Origin of the sequence: Erythrobacter sp. SCSIO 43205, from assembly GCF_019904235.1 — a bacterium.
Taxonomy (GTDB): Bacteria; Pseudomonadota; Alphaproteobacteria; order Sphingomonadales; family Sphingomonadaceae; genus Erythrobacter.
The window spans coordinates 2,441,659-2,457,719 of the sequence record NZ_CP063202.1 but is presented as its reverse complement, the minus strand read 5'-3'; the positions used below and the strand labels follow the sequence as shown (position 1 = coordinate 2,457,719).

Annotated in this window: 8 protein-coding genes; 5 read left to right on the top strand and 3 right to left on the bottom strand. The window is 56.7% G+C overall.

Translation table 11 applies throughout. The annotated features are described in order from the left end of the window. The first annotated feature begins 889 nt into the window (after positions 1–889). On the top strand, positions 890–2,179 hold the full coding sequence (locus INR77_RS11595; RefSeq protein ID WP_223071201.1) for a hypothetical protein: 1,290 nt from the start codon (positions 890–892) through the stop codon (positions 2,177–2,179). Positions 2,180–2,188: 9 nt separating this feature from the next. Here INR77_RS11595 and INR77_RS11590 read toward each other — a convergent pair whose 3' ends face one another. Continuing rightward, positions 2,189–5,587 (bottom strand): hypothetical protein, encoded by a 3,399-nt coding sequence (locus tag INR77_RS11590; protein WP_223071200.1) that lies wholly within the window; start codon positions 5,585–5,587, stop codon positions 2,189–2,191. A gap of 313 nt (positions 5,588–5,900) precedes the next feature. Here INR77_RS11590 and uvrA point away from each other — a divergent pair, with 313 nt between their 5' ends. From uvrA to INR77_RS11575, 3 genes are all read left to right on the top strand, one after another. After that, positions 5,901–8,828, top strand: coding sequence for an excinuclease ABC subunit UvrA (gene uvrA / locus INR77_RS11585; RefSeq protein ID WP_223071199.1), 2,928 nt, complete (start codon positions 5,901–5,903; stop codon positions 8,826–8,828). 92 nt (positions 8,829–8,920) lie between these two features. Beyond that, positions 8,921–10,231, top strand: coding sequence for an AAA family ATPase (locus tag INR77_RS11580; protein WP_223071198.1), 1,311 nt, complete (start codon positions 8,921–8,923; stop codon positions 10,229–10,231). Positions 10,232–11,186: 955 nt separating this feature from the next. Continuing rightward, the gene (locus tag INR77_RS11575; RefSeq protein ID WP_223071197.1) at positions 11,187–11,771 is read left to right on the top strand and encodes a hypothetical protein; all 585 of its coding nucleotides are present in this window, start codon (positions 11,187–11,189) and stop codon (positions 11,769–11,771) included. A 7-nt stretch (positions 11,772–11,778) separates the two neighbouring features. Here the strand turns inward: INR77_RS11575 and INR77_RS11570 are convergent, their stop codons facing one another. Next, positions 11,779–12,366 (bottom strand): septal ring lytic transglycosylase RlpA family protein, encoded by a 588-nt coding sequence (locus INR77_RS11570; protein ID WP_255573761.1) that lies wholly within the window; start codon positions 12,364–12,366, stop codon positions 11,779–11,781. A gap of 1,098 nt (positions 12,367–13,464) precedes the next feature. Further along, entirely contained in the window at positions 13,465–14,679 is a 1,215-nt protein-coding gene (locus INR77_RS11565; protein ID WP_223071195.1) for an argininosuccinate synthase, read from the bottom strand. A gap of 168 nt (positions 14,680–14,847) precedes the next feature. Here INR77_RS11565 and INR77_RS11560 point away from each other — a divergent pair, with 168 nt between their 5' ends. After that, positions 14,848–15,990: a hypothetical protein gene (locus INR77_RS11560; RefSeq protein ID WP_223071194.1), complete on the top strand. Its 1,143-nt coding sequence runs from the start codon at positions 14,848–14,850 to the stop codon at positions 15,988–15,990. Positions 15,991–16,061 lie beyond the last annotated feature (71 nt).

The window sequence follows — 16,061 nt, the reverse complement described above, 5'->3', positions numbered from 1 at the left end:
GACCATGCCGCTGATGCGCAGATTTTTGGAGGGAGGGGGGATGCCGGACTGACGCGCACTGCTTTAATTGCAAGACAGGGGCGCCGGGTGCAGCGACGAACCTTCTCACTAGCAATAACACACCAGCCCGGCGCGGCGGGTTAGGAGCGCCGCATCTCAATAACTCATTTGCGCCTTTGAAAGGCTTTCGTTGCGACCCGAAGAGCCTCATCAGCAACAACTTGCCAAAGAGAGCCATTGTGTTCGCGCAAATTGCACAAAGGCGACACTTAAGAATTCCTGTAGGGGGGTGCTTTAGAGCTAAAAAGATGAGTGGGTTCAGGTGTTTGAGACAGGGACGATTTCTTGATTTAATGCGTTGTCAATGGATGCAATGGGCGCGAGCGAGCCCGTCAAGAAGCCTGAACCGGCGCGGTTTCGGAGTGCTGGGAAGGATTGATTCGTCCCGTCCGGGCAACAGAAGCAAGCCCGCGCCAAAGCGGTGCTTGCTATTGCCGGACAGCGCGGGGATAGATGGGGGATGGCGGTAGAGATTAGTTCAGAGGAAGAGCTTAGGGAGTGGCTTGAGGATAAGCCGCAGGAATGGGCTCAGGTGATAACTTTGCGTTGTGCTTTGCGGGCCTTGCCTGTTGTAGCCATCCAGCGGCCAGTGCCTGGCGAGCGCGTTGACCCATTAATGCCTCTGCTAACATTCAAGGCTTTTGCAATTTCCTTTTGGGCATTCGAGCGACGGGAAAAAGATGCCGTCGAGACAGCTCAATTCGCCGCTGGTTCTATTTTCTCGAAGGCAAACGATGCGTTCGCACTTCAACAATCATATGAGTGGAAAGTCTCGGAAACTTTCGGTGAAGAAGAGAAGGCAAAATGGCGGCCTCATTGGGATAGGTCATTGGCGGTAACAGCTGCTTGGAAAACCGCGGCCAAAGTAGCATCACTTGCCGCTAACTCGATTGTTGCCTTCGGTGCTTCAACTGCCGCTAATGTCATTCAGGCAGCGAAGGCCTCCGTAAACACCTCTCAAGCGATCACGCCAACGCTGTTCGAGGCGATCGAGGCAGATTGCCGCTTTCTCGAAGAGCACCCTACGTTTGCGGATCTGTCGCGTGCTCGACTTTGGCTTAACCCTCCTGCGCCAGCTTGCTGGCGCAAGGAATGGGACAACGCTCGCAAATGGCTGTCCCTTCCAGGTTATAACTTCCAAATCTGGCGCGAGTGGTACTATGGCCGCATCGAGGGCCTCCCGCACGCCTTCGCTGATTTCGACAACGAAGCGGACGGGAAATTCTATCGCTGGATCGTCGAACAGGACGACAACTGGTGGTCCCGCGAACCCGCCGTAGTCAATGCCGAGATAACCGAGTTTGTCGATGCTTTGCGCATCACCGCGCCCACGGACGAAGAACTCCGGCAAAACCCGCGCGCTTTTACCTTTTCGCTCGACGAGGAGGGGCGCAGCGAGCTTGATGAAGAGACGCTTCCCAACGGCCTCCAAGGCGATCCCGATGAGCGTGACAACCATAGCGAAATCCTGCGCCTGATCGAAATTGCACTTCTCGCGACCGCGGCCCAGACCAATGCCAAGGACATGGAAGAGCCGACCCGGCTTCTAAAAGAGGCTGTGGGAGAGGATGTCGAGGCGCTGCGACCGCGCCTCTTTATCTTGAGGGCGAGGGAAATCATCCGTCAGGTCGATGAGCGCGAAAGCGGTGACAGCTTGAACCCGCAGCTTTCCGAAAAGCAGCGCGACGCTTATCTTCCCCTGGTCGAAGCGCTCAAAATGATCGCAGAGTTCAGCCCGAAACTTGCCGAGCTCTGGCACGGTAAGCTGGGACAAACAGGCACGCCGCTCACTCGCGAAATGCTCGACCTGATTGCTGAGGCCCTTCGCACCACCGGCCAGACCACCGCGCTTGCACAGTCCGTGATCGAGGCGAGCAACGCCCTGGTTGCACCCGATGCGCCAGAAGACGATCCGGCGCGCGTCGCTGCAAGCGAAACCAGCCGCAACGCTTTCCGAAAGATGGGCGGAACGCTCAAAAAAGCGGGCGAGGGCGCAAAAGATGCCGAGAACATTATCTCGCTTGGTGAGCGTTTGTTCAAAATCGCGGGCATTGTTCGCGACAAGCTTCCTTCGGGAGAAGTCATCGCGCGTATTATCGCAAGTTTTGGCGGGGGCTAAAGGGCTCTGCTAGCCGAACACCTCGGCCTGAAACAAATCCATCGGAGCCATCGCTGCAACTGGCATTGCCGCCATCGCGCTTTCTCCATTTGATCCTGCGCCCCCAAACCATGTGCCATACGTCTCTTCGCCAAAGCCGTTGGCGGTCAGATAGTCGATCACGCCTTGCTCGTCCTGATAGTTGGCGTAGCGAATGTTGCCATCGAACTCCATGATCGCGCGTAAGTATGCGGTGCCATCGGTGAGCGCGAAGTACACCTCTTGCAGGCCGTCGCCATCGTAATCATCCGCGCCCAGCACGCGATTGATGTTTTCAATCAGAAGATCATTTTGAAAACGCTGCTGGCTGTCGAACGGGCTGCCTTGCTCAACCATGCCCATTTGCACCAGCGGGTCGATGTAGATACCAGCCACACGCGTTTCGCCTGCCCAGCCATTGTCGTTGAAATAGACAAGGCCGTCCGGCGCCGTCCCCACGGTCGCAAAGCGGCCAATCGCATCATTGACGAGGATCTGGTCGATGTCGCCATCACCGTTCACATCCGCCTCGCCAATGCGCAGCCAAGCGCCATCACCGCCCAGTGCATTGCCATCAAAATCAAGGATTGCCTGCATTGCATCCTGATAGGTGCTTGGGTCGGCAGATTCGAAATTGACCGCCACGCCCTCTCCGGGTCGCAGCCGCAGCGTCTCATCGTCAAACTGCGCGAATTCGACCGCGGTCAGAGTGTCCGTGCCATCTGCGCCGACGACTTCGAACACGCCGAACGCGGTCTGGGTGATCGTGTAATCAGCTCGGTTGCCGCCAAAGACAGCAGTATCGATATTGGAGCCGCCGTCGATGCCATGATTGCCAGCACCCGCGTAAATCCGATCTGCGCCTGATCCTGCATCGATGTCGCCGACAAAACTGCCCGCGCCAGAATCGAACACATCGTTGCCGCCACCAAGCGAGACATCCCCAATTATGGTGCCCCAATTGACGATAGTATCGTCGGTATCGCTATACGGGGAATCGGTTTGCGAGAAGATTATGTCCCCTTCGATGCGCCCGCCGGCCTCGTTGGTGATCTCCAGCGTTCCAAAGTAATCCGGGAAAGAATTATCGGCGCGAATGGCAACCTCGCCTTTGATGAGGCCAGAGTTGGTGATCGAGGACCTCCACGAAACGGAGGTAACGAAAAGCCCCGCTGAATTGCGCGAGAAATCGCCCTCAGTCTGGATCGCCTCAATCGTGCCAGTGTTTATGAAATGGCCGTCTTCTGAAATGAAGACAGCGGTCGCGCGCGTGGCACCTGTTGCGAGGATCTCTCCTGCATTGAGGTTGTCTCCGCCTGTCAGGATCAGATGCGCGCCTGTCGCTTCACCGTTGCTTGAAACCGCCGCAATTGTACCGGTGTTCTCGAATATACGTTCGCCATCTTGGGCGCGGGCATAGATAAAAGCGGCTTCGGCAAAGCCACCGGCTTCGGCATAGACGGTCCCGCTGTTGAAGAAGGGGACGGTCTGGTTCGCGGCAAAAGCCGCCGAATAGCCATTCGCCCTCGGATCAATTGCCTGGATCGTGCCTTCGTTGACGAACGCGGTGAGAATATCGACAGACACCGCCCGTCCGCCAGCAAGCGTCTCAAGAACGCCGGAGTTGGTGACACTCGCATCGCGCGCGAAGGCGCTCATCACCGCGCCGCTGCCGTCGGAGCGCCATGTCTCATATTCGCCGATAGTAATGCTTTCGGTGACGCCGTAACTTGCATCAAGCCACAGCGGATCAGCCAAGGCGAAAGAGGGTTCATCGGCAAGTGTCGGAGCAGCTTCCCCCGAAGCAATGGCATCAAGCCCGCGCGTATCAACGGGCATTTCGGACACGCTCTGAACCTCGATTGCATCGGCGACCAGAACAGCCACATCGCCAGCCTGCCAGATCGTATAGCTCTCGCCTTGAACAAATGTTGGTCCCGCCTCGCTCCAGGTGCCAGCCAAAGCCAGAGACGATCCTTGCCCACCCTTGATCAACAGGCCGTCGAGTGAGGCATTTGCGTCCTGCGCCAAAATCGCTGCGCTGCCCGACGTGCCAAGATCAATCACTTCGATGGAACTCACTCGCGCGCTTGTCATAAACGCTGCAAGGTCAAGCGTGACCCCCGGGCCGGAGATCCTGGCCGTGTCCACTCCATCGCCCCCGTCAATCAGGGCAAAAGCCAGATCTGAAAGTTCGAACACGTCATCGCCCTGGCCACCGCTGGCAAAATCAGCGCCAGCAAGGACAAGAATGTCATCGCCATAATCGCCATAAAGCCCGTCATTGTCGCTTCCCCCGTCGAGGGTGTCTGCGCCCATACCGCCCAGCAAGAGGTCATTGCCGCCCCCGCCAAAAAGCAGGTCGGACATTCGTCCACCATCGACAAATTCTGCGCCCGCTCCGCCCTCGAACAGGTCGCTGCCCCAATCGAGCGCAACCCAGCCGACAAGTTCACCATCGCGATTGTCGACGATGTCATTGCCTTCGCCCAGAAGCAGATTGCCTTCGATCAATCCGGCATTGATCACTGTTTCGCCGCCCAGATCACCTTCGATATCGCCGCGAATGATCCCACTTGCAGAATTGCGGACCACCACATCGGACGGGGTTGCCGGCAATGTCAGCGATCCGGTGCGGATGGCAACATCGGCATCGATCAAACCGTTGTTCTGAATAACGAGCGGGCGTGTGAACAGGTTTGCCGCCAGAATACCAACGGACAGTTCGCCGTTCAGTGAAACTGCCTGAATTGTGCTGTCATTGATGATGCTGGGCGCATCGAGTGGAAATTGTGGATCAAGGTTTCCGGAAATGATGATGGCCGTGGCATTTGTACCTTCTGCCAGAATCTGGCCGCCAGCCTGATTGTGCAGGAAGCCGCCATTGGCCATGAATATGCCGAGCGCCTGACTGGCCGCAGCCTCTGTCCCGTCTCCTGTTTCGGCGGCGATTAGCCCGGTATTGATGATCCGGACATCGGGGCCATAGTGGCTGATCGCTTGCGCCAGACCGCCTGTGGTAAAGGCGTAGATTGTGCCATTGTTCGTGACCGACTGCCCAAGCGCGCTGTTCGATACGGCATAAGCGTTGGCCTGACCATGTTCTGCATTTGCCACATCGGCTTCGGCCACCACACTTCCGTTGATGACATAGTTTTGGACGTTAAAGCCGGAAAATGCCGAGGACACGTGTGAGGTCGATGCCGCCCATACCGTGCCGTCCACGCGAATTTCGGATATGATGCGATTGTCTGATGAATAGAGGCGAATAAAATCGCCGACGCCGTAAATGATTTCGTCCGGTCCGAAAAATTGCGATGCGAATATATCAATCTCACCACTGCGATTTGGCGCGATCTGTGGTTTGGGAATATCGGGAATAATGCTCAAAAGTCGGACCTGATTAAAAAATTTCGTATTTTTCGGTGCTTAACTTGCATCGCATTGGCGGGTCAAGGTGTACAAAGAGCAAGGTCCGCGCGTCACTTTGATTGCTCGTCACTACAATTTGTAGAAAGCTGAGCGGTAAGTGCTGCTTGCGCCTGGCGCTGGCGCCCGGAAAAATCAAATTGCTGGCCGTTACGCCGATCCACGGCTTGACCTTGGCTTGAAATTGAAGAACGTATAGAGAACAAGGAACTGTGTTGCCCGGCCTGACGTTCTCACTGGACACGACGGCCAACCGTCACCATCTGGATGCGCAATGTCTCTTACAAAAATCTCTGTTCGTGGTGCCCGGGAGCACAATCTTAAAGGCGTCGATATTGATCTGCCGCGCGATGCTCTGATCGTGGTGACGGGCCTGTCTGGCTCGGGCAAGTCTTCGCTCGCCTTCGATACAATCTATGCCGAGGGGCAGCGCCGCTATGTTGAGAGCTTGTCGGCTTATGCGCGCCAATTCCTTGAGATGATGCAAAAGCCCGATGTCGAGCATATCGACGGGCTTTCTCCTGCGATCTCGATTGAGCAGAAGACGACCAGTCGCAACCCGCGCTCAACCGTCGCAACGGTGACTGAGATTTACGACTATATGCGGCTTTTGTGGGCGAGGGTGGGCGTGCCCTATTCGCCAGCTACGGGTGAGCCGATTAGCGCGCAGTCCGTTTCGCAAATGGTCGACCGGGTGATGGAATTGCCAGAGGGGACGCGTGCCTATTTGCTCGCGCCTGTCGTGCGGGGCCGCAAGGGCGAATATCGCAAAGAGCTGGCCGAATGGCAGAAGGCGGGCTTTACCCGCGTGCGTATCGATGGGGAGCTTTACCCGATCGAGGAAGCGCCCGCGCTCGATAAAAAGTTCAAGCATGACATCGAGGTGGTGGTTGACCGGATCGCGGTCAAAGACGGCCTGCAAACGCGGCTGGCGGATTCGTTTGAGACAGCGCTGAAACTGGCTGAGGGGCTGGCCTATGTGGACCTTGCTGATGGCGTTGTGCCGGGGCGTGAGGGTGAGGATGCGTCTGGAGGAGCGATGAAGGGGGCGGGCATCCCCGCCAACCGCATTGTTTTCTCCGAGAAATTCGCCTGCCCCGTCAGCGGTTTCACCATCGAAGAGATCGAACCGCGCCTGTTCTCGTTCAACAGCCCTCAAGGCGCGTGCCCTACCTGCGACGGGATTGGTGAAAAGCAGTTGTTCGACCCGCAGCTCGTCATCCCGAACGAAGCGCTGACCTTGAAACAAGGCGCGGTGGCGCCGTGGGCGAAGTCCAACCCGCCATCGCCCTATTATATGCAGGTTTTGACCAGCCTTGCGAAGGCCTATGACTTCGACATCAACACGCCGTGGCGCGATCTGGAGCCCGACCAACAGCTCATCATCTTGCACGGCACGGGCGGTATGCCGGTGCCTTTGACGTTCAAGGACGGGCGCAAGGAATACACCGTCAACAAAGCGTTCGAGGGCGTCATCGGCAATCTCAACCGACGCCTTGCCCAAACCGAAAGCGCGTGGATGCAGGAGGAGCTGTCAAAGTTCCAGACTGCCCAACCGTGTGAAGCGTGCGGGGGCAAACGCCTTAATGAAAAATCGCTTAGCGTGAAGATACCGTCGGCCAAGGGCCCGACCGACATCGCAGAGCCGGTCAAGATGAGCGTCGCCGATGCGAAGGCGTGGTTCCTTGACCTCGACGAACATCTGACAGATCAGCAACAGCAGATCGCCCGGCCCATCCTTAAAGAGATCAATGAACGGCTGGGCTTCCTCGACAATGTCGGGCTCGACTACCTCAACCTCGACCGCACCAGCGGCACGCTTTCGGGTGGGGAGAGCCAGCGTATCCGCCTCGCCAGCCAGATCGGCAGCGGCCTCAGCGGCGTGCTCTATGTGCTGGATGAACCATCCATCGGCCTCCACCAACGCGACAATGACCGGCTGCTCGAAACGCTCAAACGCCTGCGCGATCTGGGCAATACGGTGATCGTGGTCGAACATGACGAAGACGCCATCCGCACCGCCGACCATATCGTTGACCTTGGCCCGGGCGCAGGGGTGCGCGGCGGCGAAGTCGTGGCGCAGGGCACTCTTAAACAGATCATGAAGTCGAAGAAGTCGCTTACCGCCGATTACCTGACCGGCAGGCGCGAAATCGCCGTCCCGTCACAGCGGCGCAAGGGCAATGGCCTTGAACTCACCGTCCACGGGGCGCAGGCGAACAATCTTCAGAACGTCACCGCCTCCATCCCGCTTGGCACGTTTACCTGCATCACCGGCGTATCGGGTTCGGGCAAGTCGTCCTTCACCATCGACACGCTCTACGCCGCCGCGGCGCGCACATTGAACGGCGCGCGCGTTATCGCTGGCAAGCACGACAAGGTCACCGGCCTCGAACATTGCGACAAGGTGATCGAGATCGATCAATCGCCCATCGGCCGCACCCCGCGTTCCAACCCCGCAACATACACCGGCGCCTTCACCCAGATCCGCGACTGGTTCGCCGGCCTCCCGGAATCCCAGGCGCGCGGGTACAAACCGGGCCGCTTCTCCTTCAACGTCAAAGGCGGCCGGTGCGAAGCGTGTCAGGGCGACGGCGTGCGCAAGATTGAGATGCACTTCCTCCCCGACGTTTACGTGACGTGCGAGGAATGCGGCGGAAAGCGTTATAATCGCGAAACATTGGAGGTGAAGTTCAAAGGCTTCTCCATCGCAGACGTGCTCGACATGACGATTGAGGATGCCGCCGAATTCTTCAAAGCCGTCCCCCCCATCCGCGACAAGATGCAAATGCTGTGCGAGGTGGGGCTTGGCTATGTGAAAGTCGGCCAACAGGCCACCACGCTATCGGGGGGAGAGGCGCAGCGCGTGAAGCTGGCCAAGGAATTGGCCAAGCGTTCGACGGGCCAGACGCTCTATATCCTTGATGAGCCCACCACGGGCCTGCATTTTGAGGATGTGAGGAAGCTTCTGGAAGTGCTCCACCGCCTTGTCGAACAAGGCAATTCGGTCGTTGTGATTGAGCACAATCTGGACGTGATCAAAACCGCAGACCATATTCTGGACTTGGGCCCAGATGGCGGCGTGCGCGGTGGTGAGTTGGTGGCGAGCGGGACACCGGAAGAGGTGGCGCAGGTTGAGCGGAGCTTTACGGGGCAGTACTTGCGGCCGATGTTGGAGCGGGCGAAGGTGGGGGCGGGGTAGGGTTGGAAAAGATTGGTTGCGGTAGCATTCCTTGATAATCTAGCACGCATGCTCCGCCTGAACTTCTTGGGTTGTGATCAATCGAGGTATTTATGCCCTATCTCACTGTTAGCCAATTCTCATGTATCGAATATTTAGAGTTCGAAACCTCGCCGGTGACTATTATCGTCGGCCCGCAAGGAAGCGGTAAGAGCGTAACAACCAAGCTTTTCTATTTTTTTGTCGATATACTCTCGCAGCATTATGAATTTGCAGAACGTGGTGACTCGGAGGAACTTTTCAAAAAATCAATTAGCAAGTCATTTGTTAAGTGGTTTCCCCCATCGGCCTGGGGCAACAAACGCTTCAATATTACTTACACAGCCGGGGACTTTACCGCACGCATTCTGAGGCGTCGGTCTGGCGGACAACTTAGCGATGAAGTGACCGTTAGCTTTTCTGACTGGTTTTCTAAGCAATTCAACCGAAGCAAGCGTGAATTTGAGGCCGCAAAAAAGCTCAGTCTCGATGACGATAGCGCTTACGATCGTAGCATCGAAACAACATATCGTGTTCGAGACGAATTGGGAGCTAGGATCGCTAAGAAACTCGGCGAAGACTATGTGTCTTCTCAAGTGTTCATTCCGGCGGGACGTGCGTTTTTCACCAGCTTAGGACGCTTTGTGGCTGGATTTGAAGGCAGTGGCCATCTTGATCCAGTAACTCTTCGCTTTGCAAAGCTCTACGCAAGTCTTCGTGATCGGAATTCGATAATGAGACTTCGGATGAGAAGACCCTTGCCCGAAGATGTATCGAACCGAAGAGACGAGTTTCAAGAGCGGGTCTTCGGAGGGGTGTTGAAAGAGGAAAACGAATTCGAATTTGTCGAGGCAAGCGGTGGGCGAAAGATTCCATTCACCGCACTTTCGAGCGGCCAGCAAGAGCTATTGCCCATGTGGTCGATGCTCGAGTATTTTTCTCAGCTCGACGTCCTCCGCTCGTCGGCGCGAGGTGATCGCTCAAGGTCGCGAGAGCTCATATATATTGAGGAACCTGAAGCTCACCTCTTCCCCTCCGCACAAAGTCTTTTGATGGAGTACATTATCAGCTCTCTAACATCGGAGCGTTCAAACAGATCGGTAATACTAACGACTCATAGTCCCTACATTATGAGCAAAATCAATGTCTTTATTAAAGCTGGTCAGCTTGCTCGACGCAAAAAGGTAAACAACAAGATCAACGAGGTTGTGCCGAGGGAGTGTTGGCTGGAAAGTCAGGAAGTAGGAGCCTACGCGTTAGCAGACGGAGAGATGCTGGATATTTTGGATGACGACGGCCTGATCGATGGCAGCTATTTAGATCAAATATCCGAGGACATTTCGCGCCAGTACTCATCTCTCTTGATGTTGGAGTCTCAGATCTGATGTGTACTGAAACCGTGACGCATAGCCGAGTTAAGGTGGAGCAAAACAAGAGAAAGGCAGTTTTCAGAAATGAAGAGCGCGTAGATTTTGAGGTCTCGGAAATTGATGGTTGCTTGGTCACCGAGGGTATTCGATGTGACAATCTAGTTTCGCGGAAAGATGATCATTCCGTAATGATCGAATTAAAAGGCTCCGATGTCTCGCATGCGTGCGATCAACTGTTTGCAAGCGTTGACCACCCGGAGGTCACCCCTCTGCTGAAGCAGAATATAGGGTTTCTTATCGTATGTTCGAAGTACCCGAGATTCGACACATTCGTCAGGAAAGCTAAAGACAAAGCTATGAAGCAGTATCGCGCGGGTTTTCACGTTGTAAAAAACTCTTGTGAATTCGATATTGATCGCGTCACTGCTATTGATGGCCCAAACTAGGTCTCGGCCGTCATGCGATACGGATGGAACAGTGAGTACTTGAGTTCACAAACCTTGTCACCCATCCCGCTGCGACTAGCGCTCGCCTAGAGGCTTGCGAAGTCTCGCTACCCTCCCGCAAGCGGGAGGGGTTGGGGGTGGGCTTGGGTTGGGTGCTGTCCTTCGGGCTCGCGCGCGTCCTTCGACAGGCTCAGGACGAACGGGTCGGGTGGTTCGGCTCTTCAAAATGCAACCCCGTCATCCCGGCGTAGGCCGGGATCCAGCTTCTTTGGTCTGATTGCGCTTGGCTGCTCTAGACCCCGGCCTACGCCGGGGTGACGGGTTGGGGGTGACCGCTAGCCCATTTTCCTACACCACCAATCTCGCCTAAATGGGCCATCTCCCCGCGTTTTTGTTTTGCCTCAAGCGCCGGCGCGGACATCCGTCCGCTTGGCTTTCCGCGCCATTAGGCGCGACGGCCAGTCGGCCTTGCGGCGGTTAGCACCGGCGTTAACGCCCCCTGATTTGAACCCCGGAGCCTTCCCATGACCGATCTCGCCAACACAGCAAACCTTGCAACCAATACTCCCGTTTCCACCCGCGCTTTCCCGCGTGCGCTTCAGGCGAAGTTTCTCACCACTCTGGCCGAGTGGGGCAATGTGCGCAGCGCGGCGAAGGCTGTGGGGGTGGCGCGGGCGACTGCTTATCGGATGCGGCGGGCTTGTCCTACCTTTCGCAAGCTTTGGGACGCGGCGCTGCTTCATGCGCGCTCTGTGGTGGAAGAGGTGCTTGCCGACCGCGCGCTGAATGGCACGCAGGAAAGCGTCTTTTACCACGGGGAGGAAGTCGCCACGCGAACGCGCTATGATGCGCGGCTGTTGCTTGCGCATCTTGGGCGGCTTGACCGGTTGGAGAAGACACACAGCGTCGCCGTTGCAGCGGACGGCTTTGACTTTGAGGTGGCGGAGCTGGCGCTACTCCCCGAAAGGGAGACCGATATGGACGCCCTCATCGCCGAGCTGAAAGAGGATATGGAGGCGTATTACGCCGACGATATGGACGAAGAGGATTTTGAGTGTCTGGACAGTGTCTCAAGTGTCTCAAACGAACACGGTGACAGGCGGTTTTAGCGACCCCCTACTCGATAATATCAAGCTCAACCCGGGCATGACCGCGCGCAATCATGCCAAGCTCTTTCGCGGCGGCGCGGGATACGTCGATGGTGCGCCCTTTAACAAAGGGTCCGCGATCATTGATGCGAACTACGACCGAGCGACCATTGCGCGGATTGGTAACGCGCACGAGGGTGCCAAACGGCAGCGTCTTATGCGCGGCGGTCATGGCGTTCATATCGAACCGCTCCCCATTGGCGGTAAGGCGGCCATGAAAACGGCGGCCATAAAATGATGCGACCCCTGTGCCAAGATCCTGAACCACGCTGGGTACAGGAGGGCGCGGGGGCTCAAAAGTGCTGAGGTCAACCGCGTGAGCGGGGATGTCGATGCTTTGCGCAGGGGAGGTGGTGGTGACCGGCTCAAGCAGGCTCTCAAACTCGTCGGTGAAGTCCGATGCTGAGCTGGTCGGGGCAGGGAAGCTGGCAGAGAGTTCAGTGCGCGCATCGTCAGTGTCGCTCGCGGCTGAGGCGCCAAGAGAGGCAAGGGAGGAGGCAAGGCACACCGCGCCAGCAAAGGCCAGGCGTGCAGCCTTGAGTGCAGGATTGGTCACAGTTTGCTCTCCCATCACACCGCGTTTGTGCGGCGAGGCATACACGATGGCGGGCAAAAGCGCCAACTCAGGGCAGCTACCCGGCGCGAAATCAGGGCAGGTTAACGATGATCGGTGCGATTGCAGAGGTGGAGCGATGGTGGTGAAGGGAGGGTCGCAAGCCGGAGGGGCGCAAACAGGAGGGCGCAAGCAGGAGGGTCGCAAAAGCAAATGGGGCCGGCATTGCTGCCGACCCCACTCTCACCTGCGCGTGGTCGCTTGGTTCATGTCCGCATTCGGTTTGGGCAAGCCTCCCCTCCTGCGTTGTGTACCAGAGCGCACTTGGCACCCGGTGTATCGCCCGCGTCCAGCTGCTCCGTCTCTCGCATCACCCTTGCAGGATCAGCGTCTTTCGGTGCCGCTTTGCTTCGCGGTCCTTCCACCGACGCTCGCGCCGGCATCCGGCTTTGCCTTGTGCCTTGCCTTCGCTCCTGTCGTGGCCAAAGCCACCACTCTCGCGTCCAGCCTGCCGTTGGGCATCGCCGAGACCGTCACCTGATATCTGGCAAGTCAAACGCTGGTCGTTCCGATTGCTCCCACTCGCGTGCAAGCGCTCTTTCCTACAGCTATTGCCAGCCATTATGACGGCCATGAACGGTTGCTTTGCTTCGCTTGTCTTTCAAACGATCTGACTTGCACTTGGCGTGAGCTTTGTGCACTCCATCTCTCAAGACCAGCGTGGACAGCAGCCACCGTGTCTTTGTTTTGAGAAAAACCTCGTGAAATCAGTTCCTTGCGGTTCTTTTTTCCAGAGCTTTCTCGTCCCGAAGACAAGTTGAAAGTGCGCCTCGATTCCGCTTTTCGCAAGGCTGGCAAGAGCGACTTATCCACTTTTCCCAAGATCACTTGTGGAGAGCGGTGGACAACTCAACGGCTCGTCGCTTTTACTTGGTGCAAGCGGGAACCGATGCGGCTTTTGGGAGTGCCGCTTGGTTATTTTCTAATAGTGACACTTTTGCGAAATTGCGCGCCTGCGACACAGGCTGAGTTCGACTCGGCAAAGCTGCTCCGGATCAGAGCGAACCCGCCGACCGAACTGCGTAAAAATACCGCTTGCGTCTATCGATCCCTTTGCGCGAGCAGCTTCAGACGAAGGGCGTTCAATTTGATGAAACCTTCCGCGTCATGCTGATCGTAAGCGCCTGCATCGTCTTCAAAAGTGACGTGCGCCTCGGAATAGAGCGAGTGCGGCGATTTGCGGCCAACAACGCTGGCAAGCCCTTTGTAGAGGCGTACGCGCACGGTCCCGGTGACCTTCTCCTGAGAGAGGTCGATGGCTGCCTGCAACATCTCGCGCTCTGGCGCGAACCAGAAGCCGTTGTAGATGAGCTCAGCGTATTTGGGCATCAACTCGTCTTTGAGGTGCGCTGCGCCTCGGTCCAGAGTGATCTGTTCGATACCGCGGTGTGCGACGGCGTAAATCTCGCCGCCCGGTGTCTCATACATCCCGCGCGACTTCATCCCGACAAAGCGGTTTTCAACGAGGTCGAGGCGGCCAATGCCATGTTTGCGGCCCAGCTCATTGAGAGCAGTGAGCAGCGTTGCCGGCGACATCGCCTCGCCGTTCAAGGACACGCCATCGCCGCGCTCAAAGCCGATTTCGATATATTCCGGGGTATCGGGCGCATTTTCAGGGTGATCGGTGCGCGAATAGACGTAATCGGGCGTCTCTTCCCACGGATCTTCGAGTACTTTTCCTTCGGACGAGGTGTGGAGGAGGTTCGCATCGGTCGAAAACGGGCTCTCACCGCGCTTGTCGGTTGGGACCTTGATCTGGTGCGCTTCGGCCCATGCAATAAGAGCGGTGCGGGAGGTCAGATCCCACTCACGCCAAGGGGCAATGACTTGGATCGACGGGTCAAGCGCATAGGCGGAAAGCTCAAAGCGCACTTGGTCATTGCCTTTGCCCGTCGCGCCGTGAGCGATCGCGTCAGCACCCGTTTCGTGCGCAATCTCGACCAAGCGCTTGGAGATAAGCGGGCGCGCAATCGAGGTGCCGAGCAGATAGTCGCCTTCATATCGCGCATTGGCGCGCATCATCGGGAATACGAAATCGCGCACGAACTCTTCGCGAAGGTCTTCGATAAAGATGTGCTCGTCGGGTATGCCCATATTGCGGGCCTTGTCGCGAGCAGGCTCGATCTCTTCGCCTTGGCCAAGGTCGGCGGTGAAGGTCACGACCTCAAGCCCGCGCTCCACGCTCAGCCATTTGGCGATGACAGAGGTGTCGAGGCCGCCGGAATAGGCAAGGACAACTTTCTTCACGTTGGACACAGGCTTATTTTCCCAATTTTTAATCCTGACGGGCGGCTAGCAATGCGGCGCGCCTTGCGCAATGCGCCAATGGATTTGCAAGCCACAATAAAAGCTTTGACGCATCGCTCTATTGACATGAGCGACCGCATCTCAAACAAGAATGTCCTGCAAATTCAGTGGGGACCAATGCCATTCAAGATTAAGATCAAGCGTCCAAAGATTCGTCTGCCGAAGGTCAAAATATCCAAACCCAAGCTTCCTGAGGTCAAGATACCCAAGGTCAAGATCGTCCACGTCGAGGCCGACGTGAAGGGCGACCTCAAGGCACCGGGAAAGATTGTTGAGAATACCTTCGAGGCGGCAAAGGACGGTGTTGAGGCGGCTGGCGAGGTTATCGGTGATGCGCTTGAGGCAGCTGATGATCTTCTAACCAACGCCAAGCGCGAAATTGATACAGGCCTCACGGTCCTGAAAGCGAACACCGATAGGGAAGCAGAACAGTTTTGGCGTAACGTCAAGACCGAGTTCAATTTCTTTTTTGCTACCGCCTGCGGGGTTAATTCTGAACGCAAGAAATGGCAGCGCAAATATGATCAGGGTGAAATCAGCGCGACCGAACTGGAAGAGCGTACCAAGGATTTGCCACCAGACGATGAGTGCGCGATTGGTGGACAGTGGTCCTCCGAAGAGGGATTTGTCCTCACAGACGGGGATGGCGTGCCATCTCAGGTTGAGCCCGATTACGAGCCACAGGTCATGGAGTTTTTTGAAGCGCTCCTGACCGATGATGATCTCAAGCTTTCTACCATTACAAAGTTCATGGAGGCCGCTGTCGCCTACCGTGATCGTCCTATCTGGCCGGGTCAGCCAGTCAATTATGAAATCTCTGCACCCTTTCCCGGCGCTCAGGTGCGCGGGCAAGATGGCTGGGGCAATGGTGCCTTTGGTGCCTCGCGCGGCAGACATCGCCGGCATGCAGGTGTCGACTTTGCAGCGCTGCCGGGAACATTGATCACCAGCCCTGTCACAGGCCGGATCGACCGCATAACCGATTGCTACTCCGACAAAGAAAGAAACGGCGATCTGAAAGCTATCGTGATCAAGAACCTGATCGACAGCGGTTTTGAGACAAAAGTCCTTTATGTGAAGCCGTTGCCCGGCATCACCGTTGGTAGCTCTGTCGAAGCTGGCAAAACGGCCATTGGCAACACGCAAGGCATTCAGCGGATTTATCCCGGCATCACCGACCACACGCATATTCAGATACGCGACGGCGATCGCAAGCTTGTGCCCGTCACCCGCAGGGGGGTGGGCGCAGGTCAGCCGTAAGTGATGAGATAAAGTTCGCAATTGACCTGAGCTGAATATGGGACATCGCAACTCTGTGAAGAAAGTAAATT

Coding starts and splice junctions, on each gene's coding strand:
- uvrA (WP_223071199.1), top strand. CDS start 5,901: ATGTCTCTTACAAAAATCTCTGTTCGTGGTGCCCGGGAGCACAATCTT.
- INR77_RS11580 (WP_223071198.1), top strand. CDS start 8,921: ATGCCCTATCTCACTGTTAGCCAATTCTCATGTATCGAATATTTAGAG.
- INR77_RS11575 (WP_223071197.1), top strand. CDS start 11,187: ATGACCGATCTCGCCAACACAGCAAACCTTGCAACCAATACTCCCGTT.
- INR77_RS11560 (WP_223071194.1), top strand. CDS start 14,848: ATGCCATTCAAGATTAAGATCAAGCGTCCAAAGATTCGTCTGCCGAAG.